This window comes from Streptomyces mayteni (genome assembly GCF_054783955.1).
Map to the genome: position 1 here is coordinate 1 of NZ_BAAGPR010000037.1, position 21,897 is coordinate 21,897.

Annotated in this window: 17 protein-coding genes, 1 tRNA gene and 1 riboswitch; of the genes, 8 read left to right on the forward strand and 10 right to left on the reverse strand. The window is 74.8% G+C overall.

Annotation, left to right across the window (positions count from 1 at the left end; all coding sequences use genetic code 11):
• On the forward strand, positions 1–850 hold an 850-nt coding region (locus tag ACYVPE_RS18005; RefSeq protein ID WP_461034638.1), incomplete at its 5' end, for an NPCBM/NEW2 domain-containing protein.
• Between the two features lie 799 nt (positions 851–1,649).
• On the opposite strand, the gene ACYVPE_RS18010 is transcribed toward ACYVPE_RS18005, so the two are convergent.
• Positions 1,650–3,722, reverse strand: a complete 2,073-nt coding sequence (locus tag ACYVPE_RS18010) for an asparagine synthase-related protein (RefSeq protein ID WP_461034639.1) — start codon at positions 3,720–3,722, stop codon at positions 1,650–1,652.
• 652 nt (positions 3,723–4,374) lie between these two features.
• Here ACYVPE_RS18010 and ACYVPE_RS18015 point away from each other — a divergent pair.
• Entirely contained in the window at positions 4,375–5,784 is a 1,410-nt protein-coding gene (locus tag ACYVPE_RS18015) for an MFS transporter (protein ID WP_461034640.1), read from the forward strand.
• 8 nt (positions 5,785–5,792) lie between these two features.
• Positions 5,793–7,010: an L-2-hydroxyglutarate oxidase gene (gene lhgO, locus ACYVPE_RS18020; RefSeq protein ID WP_461034641.1), complete on the forward strand. Its 1,218-nt coding sequence runs from the start codon at positions 5,793–5,795 to the stop codon at positions 7,008–7,010.
• A gap of 1,078 nt (positions 7,011–8,088) precedes the next feature.
• Here the strand turns inward: lhgO and ACYVPE_RS18025 are convergent.
• Positions 8,089–9,240, reverse strand: coding sequence for an outer membrane protein assembly factor BamB family protein (locus ACYVPE_RS18025; protein ID WP_461034642.1), 1,152 nt, complete (start codon positions 9,238–9,240; stop codon positions 8,089–8,091).
• A 104-nt stretch (positions 9,241–9,344) separates the two neighbouring features.
• On the opposite strand from ACYVPE_RS18025, the gene trmB reads away from it, so the two are divergent.
• Both trmB and ACYVPE_RS18035 read left to right on the forward strand, forming a co-directional pair.
• Positions 9,345–10,094 carry a tRNA (guanosine(46)-N7)-methyltransferase TrmB gene (gene trmB / locus ACYVPE_RS18030; RefSeq protein WP_461034643.1) on the forward strand — a complete coding sequence of 250 codons (750 nt, stop codon included), beginning with the start codon at positions 9,345–9,347 and terminating at the stop codon, positions 10,092–10,094.
• Between the two features lie 144 nt (positions 10,095–10,238).
• Positions 10,239–11,438, forward strand: coding sequence for a PrsW family intramembrane metalloprotease (locus tag ACYVPE_RS18035; RefSeq protein ID WP_461034644.1), 1,200 nt, complete (start codon positions 10,239–10,241; stop codon positions 11,436–11,438).
• Here the strand turns inward: ACYVPE_RS18035 and ACYVPE_RS18040 are convergent.
• On the reverse strand, positions 11,427–12,380 hold the full coding sequence (locus ACYVPE_RS18040; RefSeq protein ID WP_461034645.1) for a hypothetical protein: 954 nt from the start codon (positions 12,378–12,380) through the stop codon (positions 11,427–11,429). The genes ACYVPE_RS18035 and ACYVPE_RS18040 overlap by 12 nt on opposite strands.
• Before the next feature lie 229 nt (positions 12,381–12,609).
• Here ACYVPE_RS18040 and ACYVPE_RS18045 point away from each other — a divergent pair, with 229 nt between their 5' ends.
• The 3 genes from ACYVPE_RS18045 to ACYVPE_RS18055 all read left to right on the forward strand — a co-directional run bounded on the left by ACYVPE_RS18045 (position 12,610) and on the right by ACYVPE_RS18055 (position 15,699).
• On the forward strand, positions 12,610–13,230 hold the full coding sequence (locus ACYVPE_RS18045; RefSeq protein WP_461034646.1) for a hypothetical protein: 621 nt from the start codon (positions 12,610–12,612) through the stop codon (positions 13,228–13,230).
• A gap of 217 nt (positions 13,231–13,447) precedes the next feature.
• Entirely contained in the window at positions 13,448–15,052 is a 1,605-nt protein-coding gene (locus ACYVPE_RS18050; RefSeq protein ID WP_461034647.1) for a flavin monoamine oxidase family protein, read from the forward strand.
• Entirely contained in the window at positions 15,049–15,699 is a 651-nt protein-coding gene (locus tag ACYVPE_RS18055; protein ID WP_461034648.1) for a Rid family hydrolase, read from the forward strand. The genes ACYVPE_RS18050 and ACYVPE_RS18055 overlap by 4 nt, the downstream gene beginning before the upstream one ends.
• 46 nt (positions 15,700–15,745) lie before the next feature.
• Here the strand turns inward: ACYVPE_RS18055 and ACYVPE_RS18060 are convergent, their stop codons facing one another.
• From ACYVPE_RS18060 to ACYVPE_RS18090, 7 genes are all read right to left on the reverse strand, one after another.
• A complete protein-coding gene (locus ACYVPE_RS18060) occupies positions 15,746–16,291 on the reverse strand; it encodes an AAA family ATPase (RefSeq protein WP_461034649.1) in 546 nt (181 codons plus the stop codon).
• A gap of 60 nt (positions 16,292–16,351) precedes the next feature.
• Positions 16,352–17,020 (reverse strand): hypothetical protein, encoded by a 669-nt coding sequence (locus ACYVPE_RS18065; RefSeq protein WP_461034650.1) that lies wholly within the window; start codon positions 17,018–17,020, stop codon positions 16,352–16,354.
• On the reverse strand, positions 17,017–17,961 hold the full coding sequence (locus ACYVPE_RS18070; protein ID WP_461034651.1) for an aldo/keto reductase: 945 nt from the start codon (positions 17,959–17,961) through the stop codon (positions 17,017–17,019). The genes ACYVPE_RS18065 and ACYVPE_RS18070 overlap by 4 nt, the downstream gene beginning before the upstream one ends.
• Positions 17,962–18,135: 174 nt before the next feature.
• On the reverse strand, positions 18,136–19,155 hold the full coding sequence (locus ACYVPE_RS18075; protein WP_461034694.1) for a M23 family metallopeptidase: 1,020 nt from the start codon (positions 19,153–19,155) through the stop codon (positions 18,136–18,138).
• Positions 19,156–19,579: 424 nt separating this feature from the next.
• Positions 19,580–19,754, reverse strand: a riboswitch (cyclic di-AMP (ydaO/yuaA leader).
• A 214-nt stretch (positions 19,755–19,968) separates the two neighbouring features.
• Positions 19,969–21,075 carry a PP2C family protein-serine/threonine phosphatase gene (locus ACYVPE_RS18080; protein ID WP_461034652.1) on the reverse strand — a complete coding sequence of 369 codons (1,107 nt, stop codon included), beginning with the start codon at positions 21,073–21,075 and terminating at the stop codon, positions 19,969–19,971.
• A gap of 105 nt (positions 21,076–21,180) precedes the next feature.
• Positions 21,181–21,253, reverse strand: a tRNA-Lys gene (locus ACYVPE_RS18085).
• The gene (locus tag ACYVPE_RS18090; RefSeq protein ID WP_461034653.1) at positions 21,244–21,855 is read right to left on the reverse strand and encodes a hypothetical protein; all 612 of its coding nucleotides are present in this window, start codon (positions 21,853–21,855) and stop codon (positions 21,244–21,246) included. Before ACYVPE_RS18090 ends, ACYVPE_RS18085 begins: the two co-directional genes overlap by 10 nt.
• Between the last annotated feature and the right edge of the window lie 42 nt (positions 21,856–21,897).

Sequence of the window (21,897 nt, forward strand, 5' to 3'; positions counted from 1 at the left end):
GGCCGGTTCCGCGGCCGCGGCGGGCGGCGCGGCCGGCGGCGCGGCCGCCGTGCGGCTCGGCGCGCCGGTGAAGGCCGGCATCGCGTCGGGTGTGGTGGTCTCGGCGGTGGCTGCGGTGCTGGCGATGGCGCTGATGGGCTCCGATCCCGAGGACCAGGCCGCGCCGCCGCCCGACGATCCGGCGCCGGCCGAGCCGACGCCGCGGCCCGAGCCGTCGTCCGAGCCGGTCGCGGAGCCGGAGCCGGTGCCGGAGCCCGATCCTTCGGCGCCGGAACCGTCGGAACCGGCACCACGGCCGCCGGAGCCGACTCCCGAGCCCTCGCCGTCACCCGCTCCGGAGCCGGCCCCGGAGCCGGAGCCCGCGCCACCGCCCACCCCGGAGCCGACGGCGACCCCGGCCCCACCCGAACCGACGCCCGCGCCCTACGAGTTGCGGCGCCTCGCCTTCGACATCACCGGCGACGACACGGCGCCGACGGTGCGGCTGGCCGGCAGCAGCCCGATCTGGCAGCGGGACGACCTGACGATCGGCGGCCGACCACACGACCACGGCATCACGGTCGGCGCGTGGTCCTCCGTCACCATCGACCTGAACCTGACCTGCGTCACCTACCAGGCGCTGGTCGGCATCGACGACATGATGGCCGGCTTCGGCTCGGCCGTCTTCAGCGTCTACGGGGACGACCAGATGCTGTGGGAGTCCGACGTGGTGTCCGGCGGCGAGGAGGCCATCCCGATGAGCGTCCCCCTCACCGGCGTCGAAACCCTCCGCCTCGACGTCCAGGGCGAAGGCTGGCTCGGCGCGGCGACCGTGGCGGACTGGGCGGACTCCGAGATCAACTGTCAGTAGCCGATTGCCGGCTGCCGGTTGCCTGGCCGGCACGGCAGCCCGACGACCGCCCCTGCGGACCGAAGCGCGGCCCGGCGGACGGCGAAGCCGGTGGCCTGGCCGGCCGGGCCGAGCGCCGGCCCTGCGGGCGGCGAAGCCGGTGCCTGGCCGGCCGGGCAATCGGGTGGCCGGCGCAGCCGGTCGCGGCACGGGCCGCGTGCCGGGCCCTGCGGCCGGCGAAGCCGGTCGCGCCAGTTGGCCGGTTCTATTGGGCGAAGCCCCGGCGGGGGCAGCCTCGCGCTCGCGCGGCCGGCAAGGCCATGGCCTACCAAGCCGGCGCGGCCGAGCGATCAGCCCGGCAGGTCGAGCCGATCCCGCCCCGCGCGGCCGCAGGCCGGCCCCGAACAACCGGCCCGGCGGGGCGGCCCGCCGGTGTGGCCGGCGAGGGGTGTGGCCTGACCGGCCAGGTCGCACCGCTTGACGCGCTGGTCACGGCACGGAGCAGCGGACAGTGTCATGCCTGCCGCCGTGCCAACGGCACCGGCGCGCACAGCCAGGCCAGCCGGCCCTGTTGGCCGGGCCCCCTCAGCCAGCACGGCCGGAGGCGGGGCATGGCCCCGCCTGACCGCCGGCCCCGAACCCTTCGGCGGCGGCCCGGCGGGCGGCGAAGCCGGGTCGCGCCGCGGTGGTCGTCACCGGGCCGGCGCCGACACGTGGTGCGTCCGGACGGCTGGCGCCGGCTGGCACGGAGCCGGCTCCGCCCCCGGGCCTACCGGCCACGAGTTGTTCTGGCAGCCCTGCCGGCCAGGCAACCGGCCGGTTAGAGGGTGACGCCGCTGGTGACCGCGCGGGGGTCGTGGTTGCCTTCGGCGGTCCAGCAGGAGCCGCGGCGGGTGAGGAGGCGGCGGAGCCAGATCTCGGTGGAGACGAGTTCGGCGAGGCCGTCGAGCGGGAGTCGTTCGCCTTCGGAGGCCGCGCGGAGGGCCTTGCGGACGACGCGGGCCTCGATCAGGCCGGCGTCGGCGAGCAGGGGCGCGTCGAAGAGGTTCACCAGGGTGCCGATATTGGCTCGAAGTCCCGCGCGCACGGATTCGGTTCCCGACGCGAGGGTGGTGGCGCCCCAGCCGGGCGGCAGCGCGCGCACCCCCGCGCCCTCCAGCACAGCGCGCAACACGTCGGCACGCGCCCCCGGCTGCACCCGGAGGCTCTCGGGCAACGCCTGGCAGGCGCGCACCACCTGGTTGTCGTAGAAAGGGGCGTGCAGCCGCTGGTGCCTGACCTCGGCGGCCTGCTCGAACACCCGGTGGTCGGCGGCGTGGCGGGCGAGCACGGCGCGGGCCCGCTGTTCGCCTGGCCGTGAGGTGGCCGAGGTCGAACGTGGCCTGGCGGCCGCCGCTTCGAGCCGAATCGATACTTCGGCCAGCGCCTCGCCGGTCAGCCAGCGGGCCGCCGGTCCTGGCCGGCACCAGGCGAGCGCGGCGAGCGAGGCGCCGAGCGCGCCGTCCCCGAGGAGCGCGCCGTCCGCGTCGTCCACCGGCTGGCGCAGCAGCACGGCGGCCGAGGACAGGCCCTCGGGATAGGGGGTGCGGGCCAGCCGCCTGGCGGCCCGGTAGACGGTGAACGGCACCAGCATGCCCCCGCCGCTCGCCTTGGCGAGCGCGGTGACCGGGCGCACCAGGTGGCGGCGTCTGCGGTCGAGGAGCAGGTCGGCGAGGCGGGCTGGGTGCGCGTCGAGCACCTGGCGGGCGCCGTGTCCCACGAGGTGGTCGGCGCTGCCGGCGGCCAGCCGGTGGCGGTGCCGGGCGGCGGTGACCAGCGAGGGCCCAGGCTCGTCGGTGAGCGGGCCGTTCTCCAGGTCGGCGTAGGGCAGCGCCTCGTCGCCGGCGGCGACCACCACGTGGTGGAGCCGCGGGTTCTCGGCGATGGCGCGGGCCCGCTCCAGCTCGGCGGTGCGCGCGACGCCGGCCGGGCCGCCGTTCGCGCTGAGGTCGTTGAAGGTGACGGCGAGCAGCCGCTCGCCGGCCTGGGTGGCGCCGGTGCCGTAGACGGTGCCCGGCATCCCGGGGAGGCCGGCGGCGAGCAGGGCGAGCGTGGCCGAGGCGCTGCCGCCCGAGAGGTCGGCGCCGACGCCGGGCGCCGGCTCCGGGCCGAAGCGCGCGGCGCGCCGGTCGGCGGGGCCCATGCCGGGCACCGGGCCCGCGTCGCGCGCCGGCGCGTGCCTGGGCGCCGCGAGCCGGGTGCGGACGGCCTCGACCAGCGCGTCCCTGACGCCGGAGACGGCGGCCTCCCGCTCCACCGGGGGCGCGGCGACGACCAGCGGCGCGGTGGGCTCGTAGCCGACGACGTCCCGGCTGCCGCCCTCGCGCAGCATCAGCGCGTGCCCCTGCGGCACCCGGTGCACGCCCCGGTAGGGGGTGCCGTTGCCCAGGGCCTCCGGGGCGTCGGGGATGGCGAGCAGCGCGGCCAGGTGCGGGACGTCGAGTTGGGCCTCGGTGAGGTCGGCGAGCGGCAGGGCGGCGGTGGCGTAGGCGGAGCCGCCGGCCCAGTCGGTGTGGAAGACGGGGCGGGTGCCGGCCAGGTCGGCCGGGATGACGGTGCGGCGGCCGAAACGGGCGATGGCGGTGTAGCTGCCTGGCCAGGTGGTGAGTTGGCGGAGTGCGCCGGCGCGCGCGGAGACGAGTGAGCGGCGCAGGGTGGCGTCGTCGGCGCCGCAGTAGCCGAAGACGGCGAGGTGGGTGTCGCCGTCGGCGTAGATCAGGCGGATCTCGTCCGCGCGCCAGTCGCCGACCGCCCAGAGCGGGTCGGGCCCCTCCCACAAGAGGTGAGCGCCCAGCGGCTGGATGTCCTGGGCAGCGCTGGCAGAGGCCCCGCACCACCCGACCAACCACCGCATCGCCGCCTCCCCCACGGAAGAAACTACGGAAGAACACCTTTGGACCGCGCCGTCGTTGAGGCCCATGCTGCCATGCGACCGACGGGAAGGGAGCATGCCGGGGAGGTAGTTCGCCGCATGTGGCGCGCCACATCGCGAACTACCTGATCGCAGAGGCCGGTTGGCGGGAGGGGCGCGCGACGGCGCCTGGCCGGCCCGGCGGGTCGTCGGCGGCGTACCGACGATATTCGGCCAAACTCTGGCCGGAGAACGGCTCATGAGGCGGGCGCCCCTGGGCAGGAGACGTTGTGGTCCGGGAGACGCTGTCCGCCTCCCGGACCAGGCCGCCGTCCGCGGGGAATGAGACAGCGGCTTCCCCCGGCCCGCTTGCGCCTTCAGGGGTGCTGCCCCGAGGCAGCGGGCCGACCCACGCGGTACACATCGAAGCGCCGCCCCACCGCACTGCCCAGAGCGCACAGCCGGGCGCACGGCCACATGCCCGGAGCACAATCCCCTGGCGCGGAAGCGCTCGTACGCGCGTACGGTCACAAATCCGCCATCCGGGATCCACCCCCTTAACGGTCAGCAGGCGCCGAACTACGCTGGGTTGGCGGAGGCACGGAAAGCCCCGCGCTGGTCGTGGGGCTGCCGTTGGTGTGTCAGGGGTACGCGCATGTCCAGGGAGCCACGCGGGCCGAACGAGAAGCTAGGGGCAGTTCTCGCTCTTGCGGGAATCAGCAACGCGGGTCTAGCTCGCAGAGTCAACGATCTCGGGGCCCAACGGGGATTGACGCTGCGATATGACAAGACATCCGTCGCCCGCTGGGTGACCAAAGGCATGGTGCCACAGGGCTCGGCCCCCCATCTGATAGCCGCCGCCATCAGCAGCAAGCTGGGGCGGCCCGTACCGTTGCACGAGATCGGGCTCGCGGACACGGACCCGGCCCCCGAGGTGGGCCTGGCCTTCCCGCGGGACGTGCCGAGCGCCGTCGAGTCGGCGACCGAGCTGTACCGGTTGGACGTCACGCCCGGCAAGGGGATCTGGCAGTCCCTGGCCGGCTCGTTCGCCGTCACCGCCTACGCGACGCCCGTCTCGCGCTGGCTGATCAGCCCGGCGGACGCGTCGGTGGCCAGGGAGGCGCCGGCGCCGCAGGAGGGCACGTTCGGCCGGGTCGGCCACACGGACGTCTCCAAGCTGCGCGAGGCCGCCGAGGAGGCCAGGCGCTGGGACTCCAAGTACGGCGGCGGGGACTGGCGTTCGTCCATGGTGCCGGAGTGTCTGCGGACGGACGCGGCGCCGCTGCTGCTCGGCAGCTACAGCGACGACGTGGGCCGTTCGCTGTTCCGCGCCACCGCGGAGCTGACCAGGCTGGCCGGCTGGATGGCGTTCGACACCGGGCAGCAGGAGGCCGCCCAGCGCTACTACATCCAGGCGCTGCGGCTCGCCAGGGCCGCGGCCGACGTGCCGCTCGGCGGCTACGTGCTGGCGTCGATGTCGCTCCAGGCCACCTACCGCGGCTTCGCCGAGGAGGGCGTCGACCTGGCGCAGGCCGCGCTGGAGCGCAACCGGTCGCTGGCCACCGCCCGCACCATGAGCTTCTTCCACACGGTCGAGGCGCGGGCGCTGGCCAAGGCGAACGACGCGGCGGGCTGCGGCCTGGCGCTGTCCGCCGCCGAGGGCTGGCTGGAGCGGTCGAGGGAGGGGGACGGCGACCCCGGCTGGTTGGACTTCTACACGTACCACCGGCTGGCCGCCGACGCCGCCGAGTGCTACATCGACCTCAAGGTGCCAGGACAGGTCCGGCGGTTCACCGAGCAGGCGCTCTCCGAACCCACCGAGGAGTTCGCCCGTTCCCACGGCCTGCGGCTGGTGGTCGGGGCGGTCGCCGAGCTGGAGTCCGGCAACCTGGACAAGGCCTGCGCGGTCGGCGCCCGGGCCGTGGAGGTCGCGGGGCGCATATCGTCGGCCCGCACCACGGACTATGTCCGTGACCTGCTCAGCCGCCTGGCGCCCTACCAACACGAGCCGCTGGTCAAGGAGTTGCAGGAGCTGGCACGCCCGCTCCTGACCGCTCCGGCATGATGTCGCACATGACAGCGGCACAGGCTCGGCGTTTCGTGTACGACTGCGACGTGCTGGTGGTCGGCGGCGGGATCGTGGGGCTGGCCACCGCGCACGCGCTGCGCGCGGCCCGCCCCGGCCTCGCCGTCACCGTGTTGGAGAAGGAACCACGGCTCGCCGCGCACCAGAGCGGCCGCAACAGCGGGGTGATCCACAGCGGCGTCTACTACCGGCCGGGCTCGCTGAAGGCGCGGTTCGCGGTGCGGGGCGCGGCGGAGCTGCGGAAGTTCTGCGCCGAGCACGGCATCCCGCACGCGGCGCCCGGCAAGCTGATCGTCGCCACCACGGCGGACGAGCTGCCGCGGCTGCACGAGCTGGCCCAGCGGGCCAGGCGGAACGGCGTGCCGGTGCGGGAGTTGGGCCAGGCGCAGATGGCCGAGTACGAGCCCGGCGTGCACGGCATCGCGGCGCTGCGGGTGTTGACCACCGGGCAGTGCGACTTCACCGCGGTGGCGCGGCGGTTCGCCGAGCTGGTGGACGTACGGCGCAGCGCCGAGGTCGTCGCGGTCGACCGGCGCCCCGGGCTGGGCGTCGCGGTCAGGACGGCGCGGGGCGAGGTGCTGCGCGCCAGGGCGCTGGTCAACTGCGCCGGCCTGTACGGCGATCGGATCGCCCGGCTGGCCGGCGACGACCCGGGCCTGCGGATCGTCCCGTTCCGCGGCGAGTTCTACCGGCTGCGGGCGGAGCGGGCGCACCTGGTGCGCGGTCTGGTCTACCCGGTGCCCGACCCGGCGTTCCCGTTCCTCGGCGTCCACCTGACGAGGGGCCTCGACGGCGAGGTGCACATCGGGCCCAACGCGGTGCTGGCGCTGGCCCGCGAGGGCTACGACTGGCGCACGGTCCGGCCGGCCGAGCTGGCCGACGCGCTCGGCTACCCGGGCCTGTGGCGGATGGCGGCCCGCCACTGGCGGGCCGGCGCGGGCGAGTTGCTGCGCTCGCTCTCCAAGCGGGCCTTCACGGCGGCGGTGCGGCGGCTGCTGCCGGGCGTCACCGAGGACGACCTCCTGCCGTCGCCGGCGGGGGTCCGTGCGCAGGCCGTCCTGCCGGACGGCACGCTCGCCGACGACTTCCGCATCGCGGAGGCCCCGCACACGGTCCACGTCCTCAACGCGCCGTCGCCCGCGGCGACCGCGTGCCTCCCCATCGCGGACGAGATCGCCGGCCGGGCGCTGCGGCTCCTGGCCTGACGGCCAGTGCGGTCCGTGGGCTCGACGGGGAGTTGCCCCACCCGCCCACCCTTTCCGCGCCCGGCCCGGCCCGGTCGGCCCTGCCGGGCCGGGCCGCCGTCCGGCCTGACGGAAGGTACCCCACCCGCCCACCCGAGCCGGCCAACCCGAAGCGGGCGAAGCCCGCGCACCGGCCGCAGACCGGCGGAGCCGGCGGAGCCACGGGCCGTGCTGCCCTGCCGGTCGGGAAGCGAGCGGCCACCCCGGGCCCACGCGACGGCCGCAGGCCGGCCCACCCGCGAAGCCGGGACGGGGGGCCTGCGCGGGCGAAGCCCGCACCCACCGCGCCACGGGGCAGGAACGGGCCGGGCCGGGCCGGGAGCGAACGGCCGCGCCGAAACCCGCGCACCGGCCACGAGCCGGCCCACCGGCGAAGCGGGGACGGGGCCGGCGCGGCCCACTGCCGACCGGCGGAGCCTGGTCGGAGACCGGAGCAGGCGAAGTCCACACACCGGCCGCAGACCGGCGGAGCCGGCGGAGCCACGGGCTGGGCCGCCGTGCCGGTCGGGAAGCGGACGGCCTCCCGGGCCCACGCGACGGCCGCAGGCCGGCCCACCGGCGAAGCCGGGACGGGGGCCGGCAAGGCCCACACGCACCGGCGAAGCCGGTCGGGGGCCGGGCCGGGCCGGGAGCGAACGGCCGCGCCGAAACCCACGCACCGGCCACGAGCCGGCCCACCGGCGAAGCCGGGGCAGAGACCGGAGCGGGCGAAGCCCGCACCCACCGCACCACCGGCCCGAGAGGCGAGCCGAGGCCCGGCCGTACGGAAACCGAGGGCCGCCCCGAAGCCCGGGCACCGGCCACGGGCCGGCCGACCGGCGAATCGGGGCCCGCACCGAGCAGGACCCACACGCCGGCCGCAGGCCGGCGAAGCCGGGGCGCGGGCCGGCTGGGCCCATCCCTGGCCGGCGGAGCCGGAACGGGCGCCGGGGCGGGCGGAGCCCGCGGCCCTCGCGTCACGGGGCCGCGCCCCCGTGCCATCGGCCGACGGGGCGGGCCGAAGCCGGGGTCGTCGGGGGGCGGGGGTCCGCGCCGAGGACTAGGTGAACGCCTCGATCCCGGCCGAGGTCAGGGCGTAGAGCTGGTGGTCGTCGTAGGCCAGCAGGGCCGGCGAGCGCGGGAGGGGTGGGGCGGGGGTGCGGGTGCCGTCGGTGGGGTCGAGCCAGGCGAGTCGGTAGGCGTCGGCGCCCTCGGCGCCCTCGGTGCCGGTCAGGATCCGGCCGTCGTCCCGGTCGGAAGCGAACAGGCGGGTGTCGGGCGGGAGTTGCTCGCGCCAGCGGCGCTCGCCGGTCAGCAGGTCGTGGCCGGCGAGCCGGCCGTCGTCGTCGCCGGCCAGCAGCGTCTCGCCGGCCATGGTCACCGTGGCGGGGACGAACGGCAGGCGCCACAGCTCCTCGCCGGTCTCCGCGTAGGCCACCGTCTCGTCGGCCTCGCGCAGCAACACCGGGTCGTCGGCCAGGAGTTCGGGCGGTTCCTGCCGTGCCTGGCCGGTCCACAGCACGGCTCCGGTCTCGGCGTCGTGGACGGTGAGGCCGCACGGGCCGAGGGCGACGATCCGGGAGCCGGCGTGCCGGACGGCGGTCACCCCGGGCTCCGAGAGGCAGTCGGGCGGCGGGAGTTCGGCGCCCGAGTCGCGGGCGAGGCGGTGGAAGCCGGCCGGGTCGCCGGCCGCGTCCAGGGTGACGGTGACCGCCGACTCCCCCACCGTGACGGTTGGTTGGTCCACCTCGCCGGTGAACGCCCGCCACCACGGCAGCGATCCGTTCCGGGTGTCGACGACGGCGAGCACCGCGCACCGCCCGTCGGCCGAGCGGTAGAGGACCGCGCCGAGGCCGGCCGGGTCGACGGCCGCCGAGGCGGCGCAGGGCGGCCCGGCCTCCGGCGGGGCCGCCGCCTCCCAGCGCACCGCGCCGTCCACCGTGTCGTAGCCGGTCACGCCGGCCTCGGAGACCACCGTGACCACGTCCTCGTGCGGCCAGAGCCGCAACGGCCCGGAGGACGCGTCGTCGGCCGGCACCCGCCACACCTCGACCGCCGCGGCCTGGGCGGCCGTCGGCTCCGGCGACGCGTCCGCGATCGGCTCCAGCGCCTCGTCGTCCCGGCCGCCGAGCACCGCCCAGGCCGCGAGGAGCGCGAGCAGCAGCACCCCGACCGGAGCGACCAGCCCTATCCGGCCCTCCCCCTCCGCCATGAACGATCCCCCGATCCGCGATCCCCCGACACGCGTCACCCGATTCGACGTCCCACGGGCGGGCTACGGTTCCCGGGCAAAAACGCCGTAAAATCGGATGCACTGTGACCGAGAAGCACCCCACCAGCATGTTTCCCCCCGGCGCCGGCCCTGCCGCCGATCCGGCGGGCGATCGCCACGAGCGTCGGATCCGTAGCTTCCAACCGCGCCGCAGTCGCGTCACGCCGGCGCAGCGGGAGGCGCTGCTGCGGCTGTGGCGGCGGTGGGGGGTGGAGGTCGACGGCGCCGCCCCGCTCGATCTGGCCAGGCTGTTCGGCGGGCTGCCCGTGGTGTTGGAGATCGGCTTCGGGATGGGGGAGGCCACCGTCGAGATGGCCGCCGCCGAGCCGGGCGTCGGCATCCTGGCGATCGACGTGCACACCCCGGGCCAGGGCAACCTGCTGCGGCTCGCGGAGCGCGAGGGGCTGACCAACGTCCGGGTGGCCAACGGCGACGCGATCATCCTGCTGCGCGAGATGGTCGCCCCCGGCTCGCTGGAGGGCGTCCGGGTGTTCTTCCCCGACCCCTGGCCCAAGAAGCGGCACCACAAACGGCGCATCATCCAGCCGGAGTTCGTCGAGCTGGCCGCCTCCCGGCTGCGCGAGGGCGGGGTGTTGCACTGTGCCACCGACTGGGAGCCGTACGCCGAGCAGATGCTGGAGGTGCTCACCGCGAGCCGGTGCTTCGTGAACGTCGTGCCCTCCGGTGGTTTCGCCGCCGACCGCGCGGCGGGCCGGCCGCTGACCCGGTTCGAGCGGCAGGGCCTGGCCAAGGGGCACGTGGTGCGTGATCTGCTCTTCCGCCGGATCGGCTGACCGGCCGGGCCGGCCGGGCCGGCTTACCGGCAGGTCGGGCGTGGTCGGGCGGCACCGACCGTTCTCCCGGCTGTTCCCCGTTCGGCCGACTCCCTTCGCCGGATGACCTGTTGGTGCCGCGCCGCCAAGCCGTACAGTCATCGGGTGCCCCCTGCGCTCCCCCCACGCGACCGCGCTCCCCGCCTGCGCCCGCTGGCCGGCATCGCGGTGCCGCTGGCCGTCTGCGGGGTGGTGGCGGCGGTCATGGTGGGGCGCGAGACGGGCTGGGCGGGGTTCGCGGTGGGGCTCGGCCTCGCGCTGCTGCCGCTGCCCGTGCTGGTGCTCACCTTCCGGTGGATCGACGCCGTGCTGCCCAAGCCGCCGCGCACGCTGGCGTTCGCGTTCGGCTGGGGCGCCTGCGTGGCGACGCTGATCGCGCTGTTCGCCAACGGCCTGCTGGTGCGGGTCCTCACCGGCTCCTCCGCCACGCTCGCGCCGTCCCACGCCGACACGCTGGAGATGACGGTGATCGCGCCGGTGGTGGAGGAGACGGTCAAGGCGGGCGCGATCCTGCTGATCTTCCTGCACCGGCCGGAGGCGTTCAACGGGGTGCTGGCGGGCCTGGTCACGGCGGGGATGAGCGCGGCCGGCTTCGCGTTCACCGAGAACATCCTCTACCTGGGCAGCGCCTTCGACCAGGACGTGGCGTGGGGCCCGGTCTCGCCGTTGGACTCGGCCACGGTGGTCACCTTCGTGGTGCGGGTGCTGCTGGCGCCGTTCGCCCATCCGCTGTTCACGGCGCTGACCGGCCTTGGCTTCGGGCTCGCCGCCGTGGTGGCGCCCGACCGGCGCGCGCTGCGGTGCTGCCTGCCGCTGCTGGGGCTGGCGGCCGCGATGCTGCTGCACTCGGTGTGGAACGCGTCGACGTCGCTGTCGTTCCTCGGCTTCGGCGCGGTCTACGGGCTGCTGATGGTGCCGATCTTCCTCGGCCTCGGCTGGCTGGCCGACACCGCGCGGAAGCGTCAACTGCGGATCGTCCGGCGCACGTTGCCGGTGTACGCGAGCGCCGGCTGGCTCTCGCCCGAGGAGCCGGCGGCGCTGGGCTCGCTCGGCTCGCGGGCGCTGTCCAGGCGGCTGGCCCGCGACCGGCACGGCCCGGCGGGCGCGCGGGCGGTGGCGGACTACCAGGCGGCCGCGACCACGCTCGCGCTGCTACGGGAGCGGGCGGACCGGGGCGCGGCCGGCCCCGACTTCCGCACCAGGGAGCGGGCACTGCTCGGCCGGCTCTGGCGGCAGCGCGCCGTGGCTGCGCCGCCGACGGTGGCGGCAGCGGCGGCCAGGCGCGATGGCCCGCTAGCGGAGTGAGATCCGCAGCCCGTCGGTGTCCCTGGCGTGTGCCAGCAGCCACTGGCGTTCCTCGGCCCGCAGCTGGCCAGGCAGGGTGAAGCCGAGGAGGTCGATCCTGGCGGAGACGTCGAGGTGGTCGAGCAGCCGGGCGACGGTGAAGCCGGTGCTGGCCTCGGCGGCCCAGCGGCTCTCACCGATCAGCGCCGGGTCGCTGACGGGGCGGCTGAGCGACCGGTCGCCGAGGTACGACTGGGCGCCGGGCACCAGCCGGCTGCGGATCGCCTCCCGCCACTCGGTCGCCTCCTCGCCGAAGACCAGCCGGGTGCGGGCCTGCCGCCGCCAGCCGGGGCCGCCGCTGCGGCAGGACACGGCGTGCAGGTCGACCCGCTGGCCGGTGGCGCCGGGCTGCGTCTGGAACGAGTCGAGCCGCACCACCACGTCGTAGCCGTCCATCACCGGGCCGAGCGCGCTGCCGGCCAGGCCCTCGCCGTTGGCGATCACGCACACGCTGCGGTCGGCGAGCTGGCCGCGGAGGTCGCCGACGCCGATGGTCCTGGCGCCGCGGGTGACCAGCTCGGGATCCCGCTCGCCGGCCAGCGCGCGGCTCCGCTCGTGCGCGTCCACGGCCTCGCGGTCCCGGCCGTCGGCCTCCAGCGCCTCGGCGCGCAGCCGCCAGGCGTCCTTCGACCTGCTGCGGAGCGCCACCGCGGTGTCGGCGACCCGGCGCGCGAGGCGCACCTCGCCCGCCTCGACGGACTGCCGCCCGACGGCGAGCAGCGCCTCGAAGGCGCGGTCGGCCGACCGCTCGTAGGCGGCGTGCTCCACGACCAGCGCCCCGACGGCCGCGACCAACTTCCTGTTTTCGGGCCCGGTGGCCACGTAGGCGGCACACTCCCGAACGCAGGCGGTCAACAGATCCTCCGCCCGCGCGACGCTTCCCGGCCGCAGCCTCAACTTCATACCTCGACTGTCGCCGCGCAAGGCTGCGCCAAGGTGAACGGTGCCTTTCCGGTAGCTAGCCGCCATCGAAGCGGGCATCTCCGGCCAGGTTGGCCGGGCCGGCCGGGCGACGCCCGCCGGTGGGCCCGGCGGACCCGGGCGCCGGCGGAAACCCGAGGTGGGTGGGACCTGGCGCGGAGGACGGACGGACCGTAACGTCTCCCTCACACCCTGCTGGGGATGGAGCACGATGTTCACCGACTACCAGCTTCAGTTGCGCGAGCGTTTTCTCTCGGCAGCGGTCTGTGCGGCACCGTCCCCGTGGCGGCCGGTCTTCCGTCCCGGCCCGACCATCCCCATCGGCGGCCTGCTCGGCATCGGCTTCACTGCCGACCCCGCCACCGGCCGCGACCTGGTGATGGTGGTCTCCCAGGACGGCCACGGCGTGCTGGACGCCACCGACGGCACCCTGCTGGCCCGCGACCGCGCTCCCGACCCCGACATCTGCGACCCCACCGGGCCCTACCTCACCTGCCCCGGCCTCGGGCCGCTCGCCGGCATCCAGGTCCGGATAGCCGGCCTCTTCGGCGGCGGCCTGCACGCCACCACCCTGGACGGCTGGACCCTCGACGTCGTCAGCCCCGACTGGCCCCACCAGCGGGTGCTGCTCTCCACGGACGGCGGCCTCTGCCACGGCCCGGCCGGCGGCTGCTGGTGGCACATCCACCACATCACCGGCACCGCCCTCCGCGCCGCCGGCTTCTCCCCCTCCGGGCAGACCCTGGCCATCGCCACGAGCGCGGACCTCACCCTCCTCACCCGGTCAGAAGGCGAACAGCGACGGTCAGTCTCGTTCAACGACCGCATGTGAACAGTTCGGTTCACGAAACTCTTCGGTAGGCAATCCGGCGAAACAGGGATACGCCCCTGGTATTCGCCGGAAACAGCGCTGCCGGACCCTCGTGGGGCACGCCGGTCTCATCCGTAACCACCCGGTACGACCGGATCGTTCACGCACCACGCGACTCCGGCCCCCGCGCGTCCCCTGGGCCGAGCGCCGCCGCGAGTCGCGCCCCAGAGGAGGCAAGATGGCAGTGGCAGCGTCGCGCCGCGACTTCCTGAGATCCGTCGGAGTCGCCGGTGGCGCCGGAGTGCTCTACTCCACCATGGGCGCCCTCGGACTCGCCCCCGTCCCCGATGCCCGCGCCGAGGCGTACCGCCCGCCGTCGCCCGGCGACTTCACCCTCACCGGCCGCGCCGCGGGGAAGGTCCTGATACTCGGCGCCGGCATCGCAGGACTGGCCGCCGCCTACGAGTTGGGCAAGGCCGGCTACGACTGTCACGTCCTGGAGGCCAAGGACCGCCCGGGCGGCCGCAACTGGACCGTCCGCGGCGGCACCGCCGAGACCGACCTCGACGGCCGCACCCAGCGCGCCACGTTCTCCGAGGGCCAGTACCTGAACGCCGGCCCCGCGCGGCTCCCGCAGTCCCACGTCTCGCTCGAGTACTGCCGCGAACTCGGCGTCCCACTCGAGGTGTTCACCAACCAGAACGCCAACGCCTACCTCCACCACGAGAACGTCCCCGGTGCCCTGGCCGGCCGGCCCGTGCGCTGGCGCACCGCCAAGGCGGACGTCTACGGCTACGTCTCGGAACTCCTCGCGAAGGCCACCGACCAGGGCGCACTCGACGCCGAACTCACCGCGGACGACAAGGAACGCCTGCTCTCCTTCCTGCGGAACTTCGGCGCCATCAACGGCCGTTCCGACGGCTGGACCTACACGGGCACGAACCGCCGCGGCTACTCCGTGGAGCCGGGCGCCGGCCTGGAAGCGGGCACCGTCCTCGGGTCCGTGCCGTCCATGTCCGACGTGATCGCCAGCGGCCTCGGCACCCGCTTCTCCTTCGAGTTCGGCTACGACCAGGCCATGCTCATGTTCCAGCCGGTCGGCGGCATGGACGCGATACCGCGCGCCCTCGCCGAGGCGATAGGCCGCCGCCGCCTCACCTACGGCGCCGAGGTCACCGCCGTCACCAACCGCGACGACGGCGCCGAGGTCACCTGGCGGGACGGCCGCGGCCGGGTCCGCACCGAGACCGCCGACTTCGTGGTGGCCGCCATCCCGCCCATGGTCATGGCCCGCGTCCGGCACAACCTCGGCGACGACATCACCGCGGCGCTCCGCCATCCCACGCCAACCCCGGTCGGCAAGATCGGCCTCGAGTACCGCCGCCGCTGGTGGGAGCTGGACGAACACGTCTACGGCGGCATCACCAACACCGACCTCGACGTCTCCACCATCTGGTACCCGTCCTACGGCTTCCACGGCCGCCGCGGCACCGTCGTCGGCTACTACAACTTCGGCGACAACGCCCTCGCCTACAGCCGCCTCGACCACGAGGCGCGGCTGGCGCGGGCCCTCGACCGAGGCGTCCGGATACACGGCGAGAAGTACCGCTCGGAACTGGCCCGTTCGTTCAGCGTGGCCTGGCACCGCACGCCGTTCGTCGAGGCCGGCTGGGTCGGCTGGCCCTCCCAGACGGGACCCGAGTACCGGCTGCTCAACCAGCCGGCCGGGCACGTCTACTTCGCCGGCGACTGGCTCAGCCACGCCATCGCCTGGCAGCACGGCGCGTTCACCTCGGCCCGCAAGGTCGTCACCGAGATCCACGAGAGGGTGCTGTCCGCATGACCACCACGCGCACCAGGTCGTTGACCGCGCTCGCCACCGCCGGCCTCCTCCTGGTCGGCGGCGCCACCCTCGCCGAGGCGAACGACTGGTGGCGGCCCCGCCCCACCGAGGTCCGGGTGATGCTGCCCGAGGGCAACACCAACCCGGCCATATCCAACGGCGTCGCCCTGGGCGGCCAGGTCGCGACCTACGCCTCCAGCGGCCTCGGCCCCACCGCGCTCAACCCGTCGGCGCCGGCCGGCTCGCCCGAGCGCTACACCGACCCGTCCCTCACCGAGGGGGCGCGGGGCGTCACCATCACCGAGGCACAGGCCCTGGTCGTCCTGCGCAACATCGTGGACAACCTGGCGGCGGCCGGCCTGCGCCCCGAGGACGTCGTCACGATGAAGTGCTACCTGATGGCACCGCCCGGCGCCGACACCGCCGACTACGCGGGCTGGAACCGCGCCTACCGCCAGTACTTCGCCAACGTCGACCTGGCCACCGAGGAGGTCGTCCCCGTCCCGATGGGCACCTCGGCCCCCGAGCCGCCCCTCGTCCCCAACGACGCCCGCCCGGCCCGCGCCACCATGGAGGTCGCCTCGCTGGCCGTCGCCGGCTGGCTCGTCGAGGTGGAGGTGACGGCCACCTACCCGACGCGGCGCTGACACCCGCCCCGCGGGCGGTCGCCGCGTGCGGCGTGCACGTCTCCGTTCACGAGGCGGCCCGGGAGATCACGGAGTCGACCAGGGCGACCCGGTGGGACAGGTCCTCGGCAGGGATGTCGACGAGCTCGTAGCCGAGCTCGCGGTAACTCTGTTCGTGGATCTTCTCGAAGGCCAGCGACTCCTCGAAACTGATCCTCCGGGCCGCCGTGGGCTCGCAGAAGCCCAGATTGCGCACGAAGAACACCTGCCGCTCGTAGATCCCCAGCGAGGTGATCCGTTCAAGCTCCGCGGCCAGCACCGGGGACACCGGCCACCCCAGGTAGGTGGCGAGTGCGTGGGTGCAGACCGGCGACCGGTCGAACACCTGGACAGCGCCGGGGGCGTTGGCCGCCAGCTGGCGCTGTCGCTGCAGAGCGACGATCTCGTCGATGAAGGATGCCCGCGCCCATGGCTCGTCCTCGCCCTGCCCCTGCGATCGCGCGATGACCGCGGACGCCGCCTCCTCGACAACCTGGTAGCCGTCGTCGGCCAGGCGCCGCAGTATCGATGTCTTGCCCGCGCCTGGCGCCCCGGTGAGAACGTACCGCCGCATGATCCGAAAGCCTTTCCTACGTGTCGAGACGAGACGCACCGGTTCCCGGGCGGGTGCCCGTCACCACAGCCAGCGGTAGCCGAGCCGCTTGGCGAACTCCGCGGTGCCGCCGACGACTTCGGCGTCGGTGCGGGGGTCGGTGGGGGTGAGGTCGGCGAGGAGGGTGGCGGCGTCGTGGAGGGGGAGGGGGCGGCGGAACTGGAGCCAGGGGGTGTCGTCGTGGCCGGGTGGGCGGAAGAAGAAGAGGAGGTGGAGCTGGGTCGGGTCGGCCGGGGTGGTGGCGAGGGTCGGGTCGGAGCAGTGCCAGCCGGCCAGCCAGGGCGACGCGGCGAGGGCCGGTTCGAGGTGGCGGGCTATGGTGCGGGCCGGCCATTCCCAGGAGAAGTCCCCGGTGACGCGGGCCAGTTCGGCGTCGTAGTCGGCGGCGGGGAAGCGGAGGTCGGGGAGGGTGAGGGCGGGTTCCGCCGGGTTGCGCCAACCGTGCCAGCGGACCTCGTCCGCCGTGCGGGTGACGGTGAGGTAGAGGGCGCCGCAGCAGGCCTCCGAGCATTCGGCTTCGGCGAGGCGGACCTCATGGGGGTCGGGGAGGGCGCGGAGCACCGCGAGGTGGCGGGGGTCCATGCCGGGTTCGTCGGGGAAGGCGGTGGCGAGCAGGTCGGTGCCGTCGACCAGGGGGCGGGTCTCGACCCGGTGGTCGGCGGCCACGATCGACACCTTCAGGTGGTTCATTCCTCGGATGCCTCGGTGAGGCTGGCCAGTTCGGCGTCGGTGAGGGTGAGGTCGGCCACCGCGAGCAGGGCGGGGAGTTGGGCGGTGGTGCGGGCACTGGCGATGGGGGCGACGACGGTGGGCTGGGCCGCGAGCCAGGCCAGGGCGACGGTGGCGACCTCGGCCGAGTGCGCGGCGGCCACCTCGTCGAGGGCGGCGAGGACGCGCTGGCCGCGCTCGGTGGCCAGGAGTTCGGCCGCGCGGCCGGCGCGGGCGGAGGTCACGTCGGTGCCCGGACGGTACTTGCCGGTGAGGAAGCCGGCGGCGAGCCCGAAGTAGGGGACGGCGGCGAGGCCGTGGCGGGCCGCGACGGCGGCGAGTTCGCCCTCGTAGGTGTCGCGCGAGACCAGGTTGTAGTGGGGTTGCAGGGCCACGTAGCGGGCCTTGTTCTCGCGGGTGGCGAAGTCGAGGGAGGCTTCGAGGCGGGCCGCCGAGATGTTGGAGGCGCCGATCTCGCGGACCTTGCCCTCCCTGACGAGGTCGTCGAGGGCGCTGACGATCTCGGACACCTCGACCGACTCGTCGTCGAAGTGCGTGTAGTAGAGGTCGATGCGGTCGGTGCCGAGGCGGCGCAGCGACGCCTCGGCGGCGCGCCTGATGGTGGCCGCGGCGAGGCCCTTGAAGTCGGGGTGGGCGCCCACCTTGGTGGCGAGGACGATCGAGTCGCGGTTGCCGCGGCTGGCCATCCAGCGGCCGATGACGGTCTCCGACTCGCCGCCGCTGTTGCCCTCCACCCAGGCGGTGTAGGAGTCGGCGGTGTCGAGGAAGTCGCCGCCGGCCGCGGCGTAGGCGTCGAGCACGGCGAACGACTCGGCCTCGTCCGCGGTCCAGCCGAAGACGTTGCCGCCGAGGCAGAGCGGGAAGACGTGGAGGTCGCCGACCCTGGGCTTGGTGGTGGTCATGCCGGCCAGCGTAGACCGCGGGCCCGGAAAGACCGGCCGGGCACACCCCCACCCGGCTGGCTCGCGGCCGGGTTCGGGCATCTGGTGTGACGTTGGGCCCGCGAGACGGCCCGGAAAACGGGCCTAACGTCACACCATTCGGCACAGTCAGCGGGTGATCCGCGACGTACGAGCCTAGATGGACTGGCCCTTGCCGCGCAGCCAGGAGAGCGGGTCGATCGTGGCACCGCCGCCGGGCCGCACCTCCAGGTGCAGATGGGCGCCGGTGACGTTGCCGGTGGCGCCGACCAGGCCGATCTGGTCGCCGGTGTCGACCTGCTGGCCGGCGGAGACACTCATCGAGGAGAGGTGGTTGTACCAGACCTCGGTGCCGTCCTCCTGCTCGACGATGACGCGGTAGCCGTAGGAGCCGGCCCAGGCGGCCTCGAGCACGGTACCGGTGTGGATGTTGCTGATCGGGGTGCCGGTCGGGGCGGCGAAGTCCAGGCCGGTGTGCGAACCGGAGCTCCACAGCGAGCCGCTCTGGCCGTAGGTGGAGGTGAGGCGGTAGCTGTTGAGCGGCAGGGTGTAGCTGGCGCGCAGCTCGGCGAGCCGGCGCTCCTCCTCCTGGCGCTGCCGCTCCTCCTCGATCTCGCGCTGCCGCTCCTCCTCGGCCAGGCGCTGCTCCTCGGCCAACTCGGCCGCGCCCTCGGCGGCCTGGACCTCGGCGGCCTGGAGCGCGGCGCTCCTGGTCTGGGCGGCGGCGCCGGCCTCCTGGAAGTCGGCCTGCTGGAGGATACGGGCGCGGAGCGCCTCGCCGGCGTCGGTCTCGCCGGCCTCCAACTGCTCGTCGGACATTCCGGCGGCGGTGAACGGGCTGACGGTGGCGGCCTCTTCGGTGTCGCCGGCGAGCAGGCTGCCGACGACGGGGATGTTGCTCATGGTGTCGGAGGCGGCGCCCATCCCGGGCACCGAGCCGGCTCCGCCCTCGTTGGCGGTGGCCATGCCGCCCGCGCCGACGGCGGCGATCACGCCGACGCCGAGCACGGCGCGGCTGCGGGCCATGGTGCCGCCGCGCTGGCGGGAGACCCGGTGCCGGCCGCGGTTGGGGGCCAGCGTGTCCTCGCCGGGGTTCCACGGCTCGTCGCCCTCGGAGGCGGGGCCGTAGTAGGCGGGCCCGACGCCGTCGGTGCCCTCGGCGGTGACCGGGGTCACCGGGGTGACGGCCTCGACCGGGGTGGGCGCGTCGAAGGCGCGGTCGACGAACGTGGAGTCGTCCTGGCCGGTGGCGGCCTGGGTCGGCGCGTCCGACGTGGTGCCGAACCAGCCGGTGTCGTGGCCGTCGCCCGGGACGCCGGCGAACTCGGCGGTGGCGGACGGGTCGTAGGCGTGGCTCGGGTCGTAGGAGCCGTAACCGCCGTACGTGCCGTAACCGCCGTAGGCGGCCTGGGAGTCCTGGTGGTACTGGGAATCCTGGTGGTAGGAGAGCGGGAGCTCGCCCGTGTCGTGCGCGCCGATCAGGTCGTGGGAGCCGGTGCCGTAGGTGCCGTACGGCTCCCCGGATTCGTCCGGGCGCCGGTCCGCGAGGGAGGTCGCGGAGGCAACGGAGGCATAGCGATTCGACGCCACAGCTGGCGCTCTCCTTTCCTTCCTTCGCCTACCGGGTTAGCTGACGGGTTCGGAGCAGGAAGGTCTCCTACGGGCGGCCGACTGGTCTGGGCTGTCCTGTCGGCTGTCCGATTCACCCCAAGTAGTGGTTCCCCGGTTCCTTGGTGCAGTTGTTGTGCACGTGCCGGATTCGGCGACAGAGCACGGTGCCGTCTCTTGCGACGGCGGTGACGACCGCGCTGCGTTATCGAACGTTAATAGACCCGAGGCCGGATTTCCAAGAGTTCCCAGGAATAAAAGCGGGCGGCCGCGCGGACCTTAGCGAACCAAGTTCCGCAAACCGGGCAAAATTTCATGCCGCTGTGCTCCATATCGCATCCTGACGGTTCGTCAATTGTTATGCGGAGCGGTGTCCTTCACTCACGCACCGTGAGCCTCCCTGGGCACGGGATGATGCAGGGCGAGCAGCGCCATGTCGTCGTTGAGGCGGACGCTGTGCGCGACGACGTCCGTGACCACCTCGTCGAGCAGCGCCGCGGGGCCAGGGAACGAGCGGCCCCGCAGGTGCTCGGCGGGATCGAAGAAGACCCCCCGCTCGTCCCTGGCCTCGCTCACGCCGTCCGTGTAGAGCAGCAGATGGGTGCCGGGCGGGAAGGGCGTGACGCTGATCTCGCCGGTCGGCCCTGGCAGCAGGTCGCCGAGGCCGAGCGGCAGCGCGGGCTCGGCCTCCAGGTAGCTCGCCTCGCCGCCCCGTTCCAGGATCACCGGCTGGGGATGGCCCCGGTTGAGTACCCGGACGCGGATGGGAGCCTCCCTGCCCACCTCGACGAGCACGGCGGTGGTGAAGCCCTCCTCGGGGTCGAGCGTCGCCCGTTGGGCGCGCTCCCGCACCAGGGCGGCCTCCAGGTAGCCGGCGACCGCCACCAGGTCGGGCTCCCGGTCCGCCACCTCCCGGAAGGCGCCGAGGATGACGGCGACCGCCTCGGTGGCCGCGAGGCCCTTGCCGCGCACGTCGCCCACCAGCAGCCGCACCCCGAACCGGGTCTCGCGGACCGCGTAGAGGTCGCCGCCGATCAGGGTGTCCCGCTGCGCGGCCTGGTAGCGGGTGGCGACCCGCAGCGTGCCCGCCCTGGCCGGCGGCTCGGGCACCACGGCGCGCTGCACGGCCTCGGCGACCTCCCTGGCCGAGGCCAGCCGGCGGTCCCGGCGGGCGACGATGCGGTTGACGGCCACCGCGATCAGGGAGATCACGGCGACCGTGGCCACCTTGACGACGGCCTCGCTGACGCTGGGCTCGCGCAGCAGCATCTGGAGGCCGACGGAGCCGGTGGCAAGCACCCCGTAGATCGCGGTGAGCTGGAGCGACAGCACGGGGGCGGCCAGCATCGGGGCCGCCACATAGAGGGGGGTGAGGGTCAGATGCGGCGGGGTCAGGTAGTCGGCCACGTTGCCGAGGAGTAGCAGGAGGAGGGGCAGCCAGGCGTACCAGTGCCTGCCCCCGGCCCACCAGGGCGTCCGCGTCTGCACGCGTCCAATCTGCCCGGGCCGGGTGCGGCCGGCGAGTCGATCTCGCCGCCGGTCGCCCGCCTCCCCGGCCCGCGCTCCGCTCCTGGGCCGCTCGTGGGCCGCTCGTAGGCCGTGTGGGACTCGAACCCACAACCAACGGATTAAAAGTCCGCGGCTCTGCCAATTGAGCTAACGGCCCGCCGGGAGAGCAGCATAGCGCCGGGCCCGCACGTCGACGGCGGCCAGCGCGAGCGCCAGCGGTCCCGGCACGAGCAGCGCGAGCGGCAGCATCATCCAGCCGCACAGCACCGCCGTCGCCAGGGCGAGCAGCACCAGGGCGCTGCCGCCCACGTCCCTGACGGTGTCGCCGGCGGCGCCGCGCACCGCCGCCCGCCAGTCGGTGACCGACTCGGGACGGCCGCACGACCGCAGCCCGACGACCACGGCGCCGGCCGCGACGGCCGCCACCGCGAGCCCCACGGCCGGGCCGCCTGGCAACCCGGCCCGCACCAGCGCCAGGTCGGCCACGATCAGCAGCGCGCCCGCGAGCGCCACGGCGCCGGCGGCGAGGTCGCCGAGGCGCCGCCGGCGCCGCAGCAGCCGCAGGTAGCGGCCGGCCGTCGCCGGCCGGTCCTCGCCCGCGCCGCGCAGCACCGCGCTGGCGGTGGAGAACGCGGCCGGCGCGGTGACCAGCGGCAGGCTGGCCAGCGTGGTCACCAGGCCCACGGCCAGCATGTCGGCGAACAGGGTCATCCGCGGCCCGAAGACCTCGCCAGGCTCGCGGCGGTCGCTCGCGCTCATCCCACTCACCCCTGTCCCTTCAGTTCAGTCCCGAACCGGCCC

Excerpts from the sequence above, each read along its gene's own strand:
- ACYVPE_RS18065 (WP_461034650.1), bottom strand. The coding sequence starts at position 17,020 with ATGAACCACCTGAAGGTGTCGATCGTGGCCGCCGACCACCGGGTCGAG.
- ACYVPE_RS18050 (WP_461034647.1), top strand. The coding sequence starts at position 13,448 with ATGGCAGTGGCAGCGTCGCGCCGCGACTTCCTGAGATCCGTCGGAGTC.
- ACYVPE_RS18070 (WP_461034651.1), bottom strand. The coding sequence starts at position 17,961 with ATGACCACCACCAAGCCCAGGGTCGGCGACCTCCACGTCTTCCCGCTC.
- lhgO (WP_461034641.1), top strand. The coding sequence starts at position 5,793 with ATGACAGCGGCACAGGCTCGGCGTTTCGTGTACGACTGCGACGTGCTG.
- ACYVPE_RS18045 (WP_461034646.1), top strand. The coding sequence starts at position 12,610 with ATGTTCACCGACTACCAGCTTCAGTTGCGCGAGCGTTTTCTCTCGGCA.
- ACYVPE_RS18090 (WP_461034653.1), bottom strand. The coding sequence starts at position 21,855 with ATGAGCGCGAGCGACCGCCGCGAGCCTGGCGAGGTCTTCGGGCCGCGG.
- ACYVPE_RS18055 (WP_461034648.1), top strand. The coding sequence starts at position 15,049 with ATGACCACCACGCGCACCAGGTCGTTGACCGCGCTCGCCACCGCCGGC.
- ACYVPE_RS18060 (WP_461034649.1), bottom strand. The coding sequence starts at position 16,291 with ATGCGGCGGTACGTTCTCACCGGGGCGCCAGGCGCGGGCAAGACATCG.
- ACYVPE_RS18040 (WP_461034645.1), bottom strand. The coding sequence starts at position 12,380 with ATGAAGTTGAGGCTGCGGCCGGGAAGCGTCGCGCGGGCGGAGGATCTG.
- ACYVPE_RS18015 (WP_461034640.1), top strand. The coding sequence starts at position 4,375 with ATGTCCAGGGAGCCACGCGGGCCGAACGAGAAGCTAGGGGCAGTTCTC.
- ACYVPE_RS18010 (WP_461034639.1), bottom strand. The coding sequence starts at position 3,722 with ATGCGGTGGTTGGTCGGGTGGTGCGGGGCCTCTGCCAGCGCTGCCCAG.
- ACYVPE_RS18025 (WP_461034642.1), bottom strand. The coding sequence starts at position 9,240 with ATGGCGGAGGGGGAGGGCCGGATAGGGCTGGTCGCTCCGGTCGGGGTG.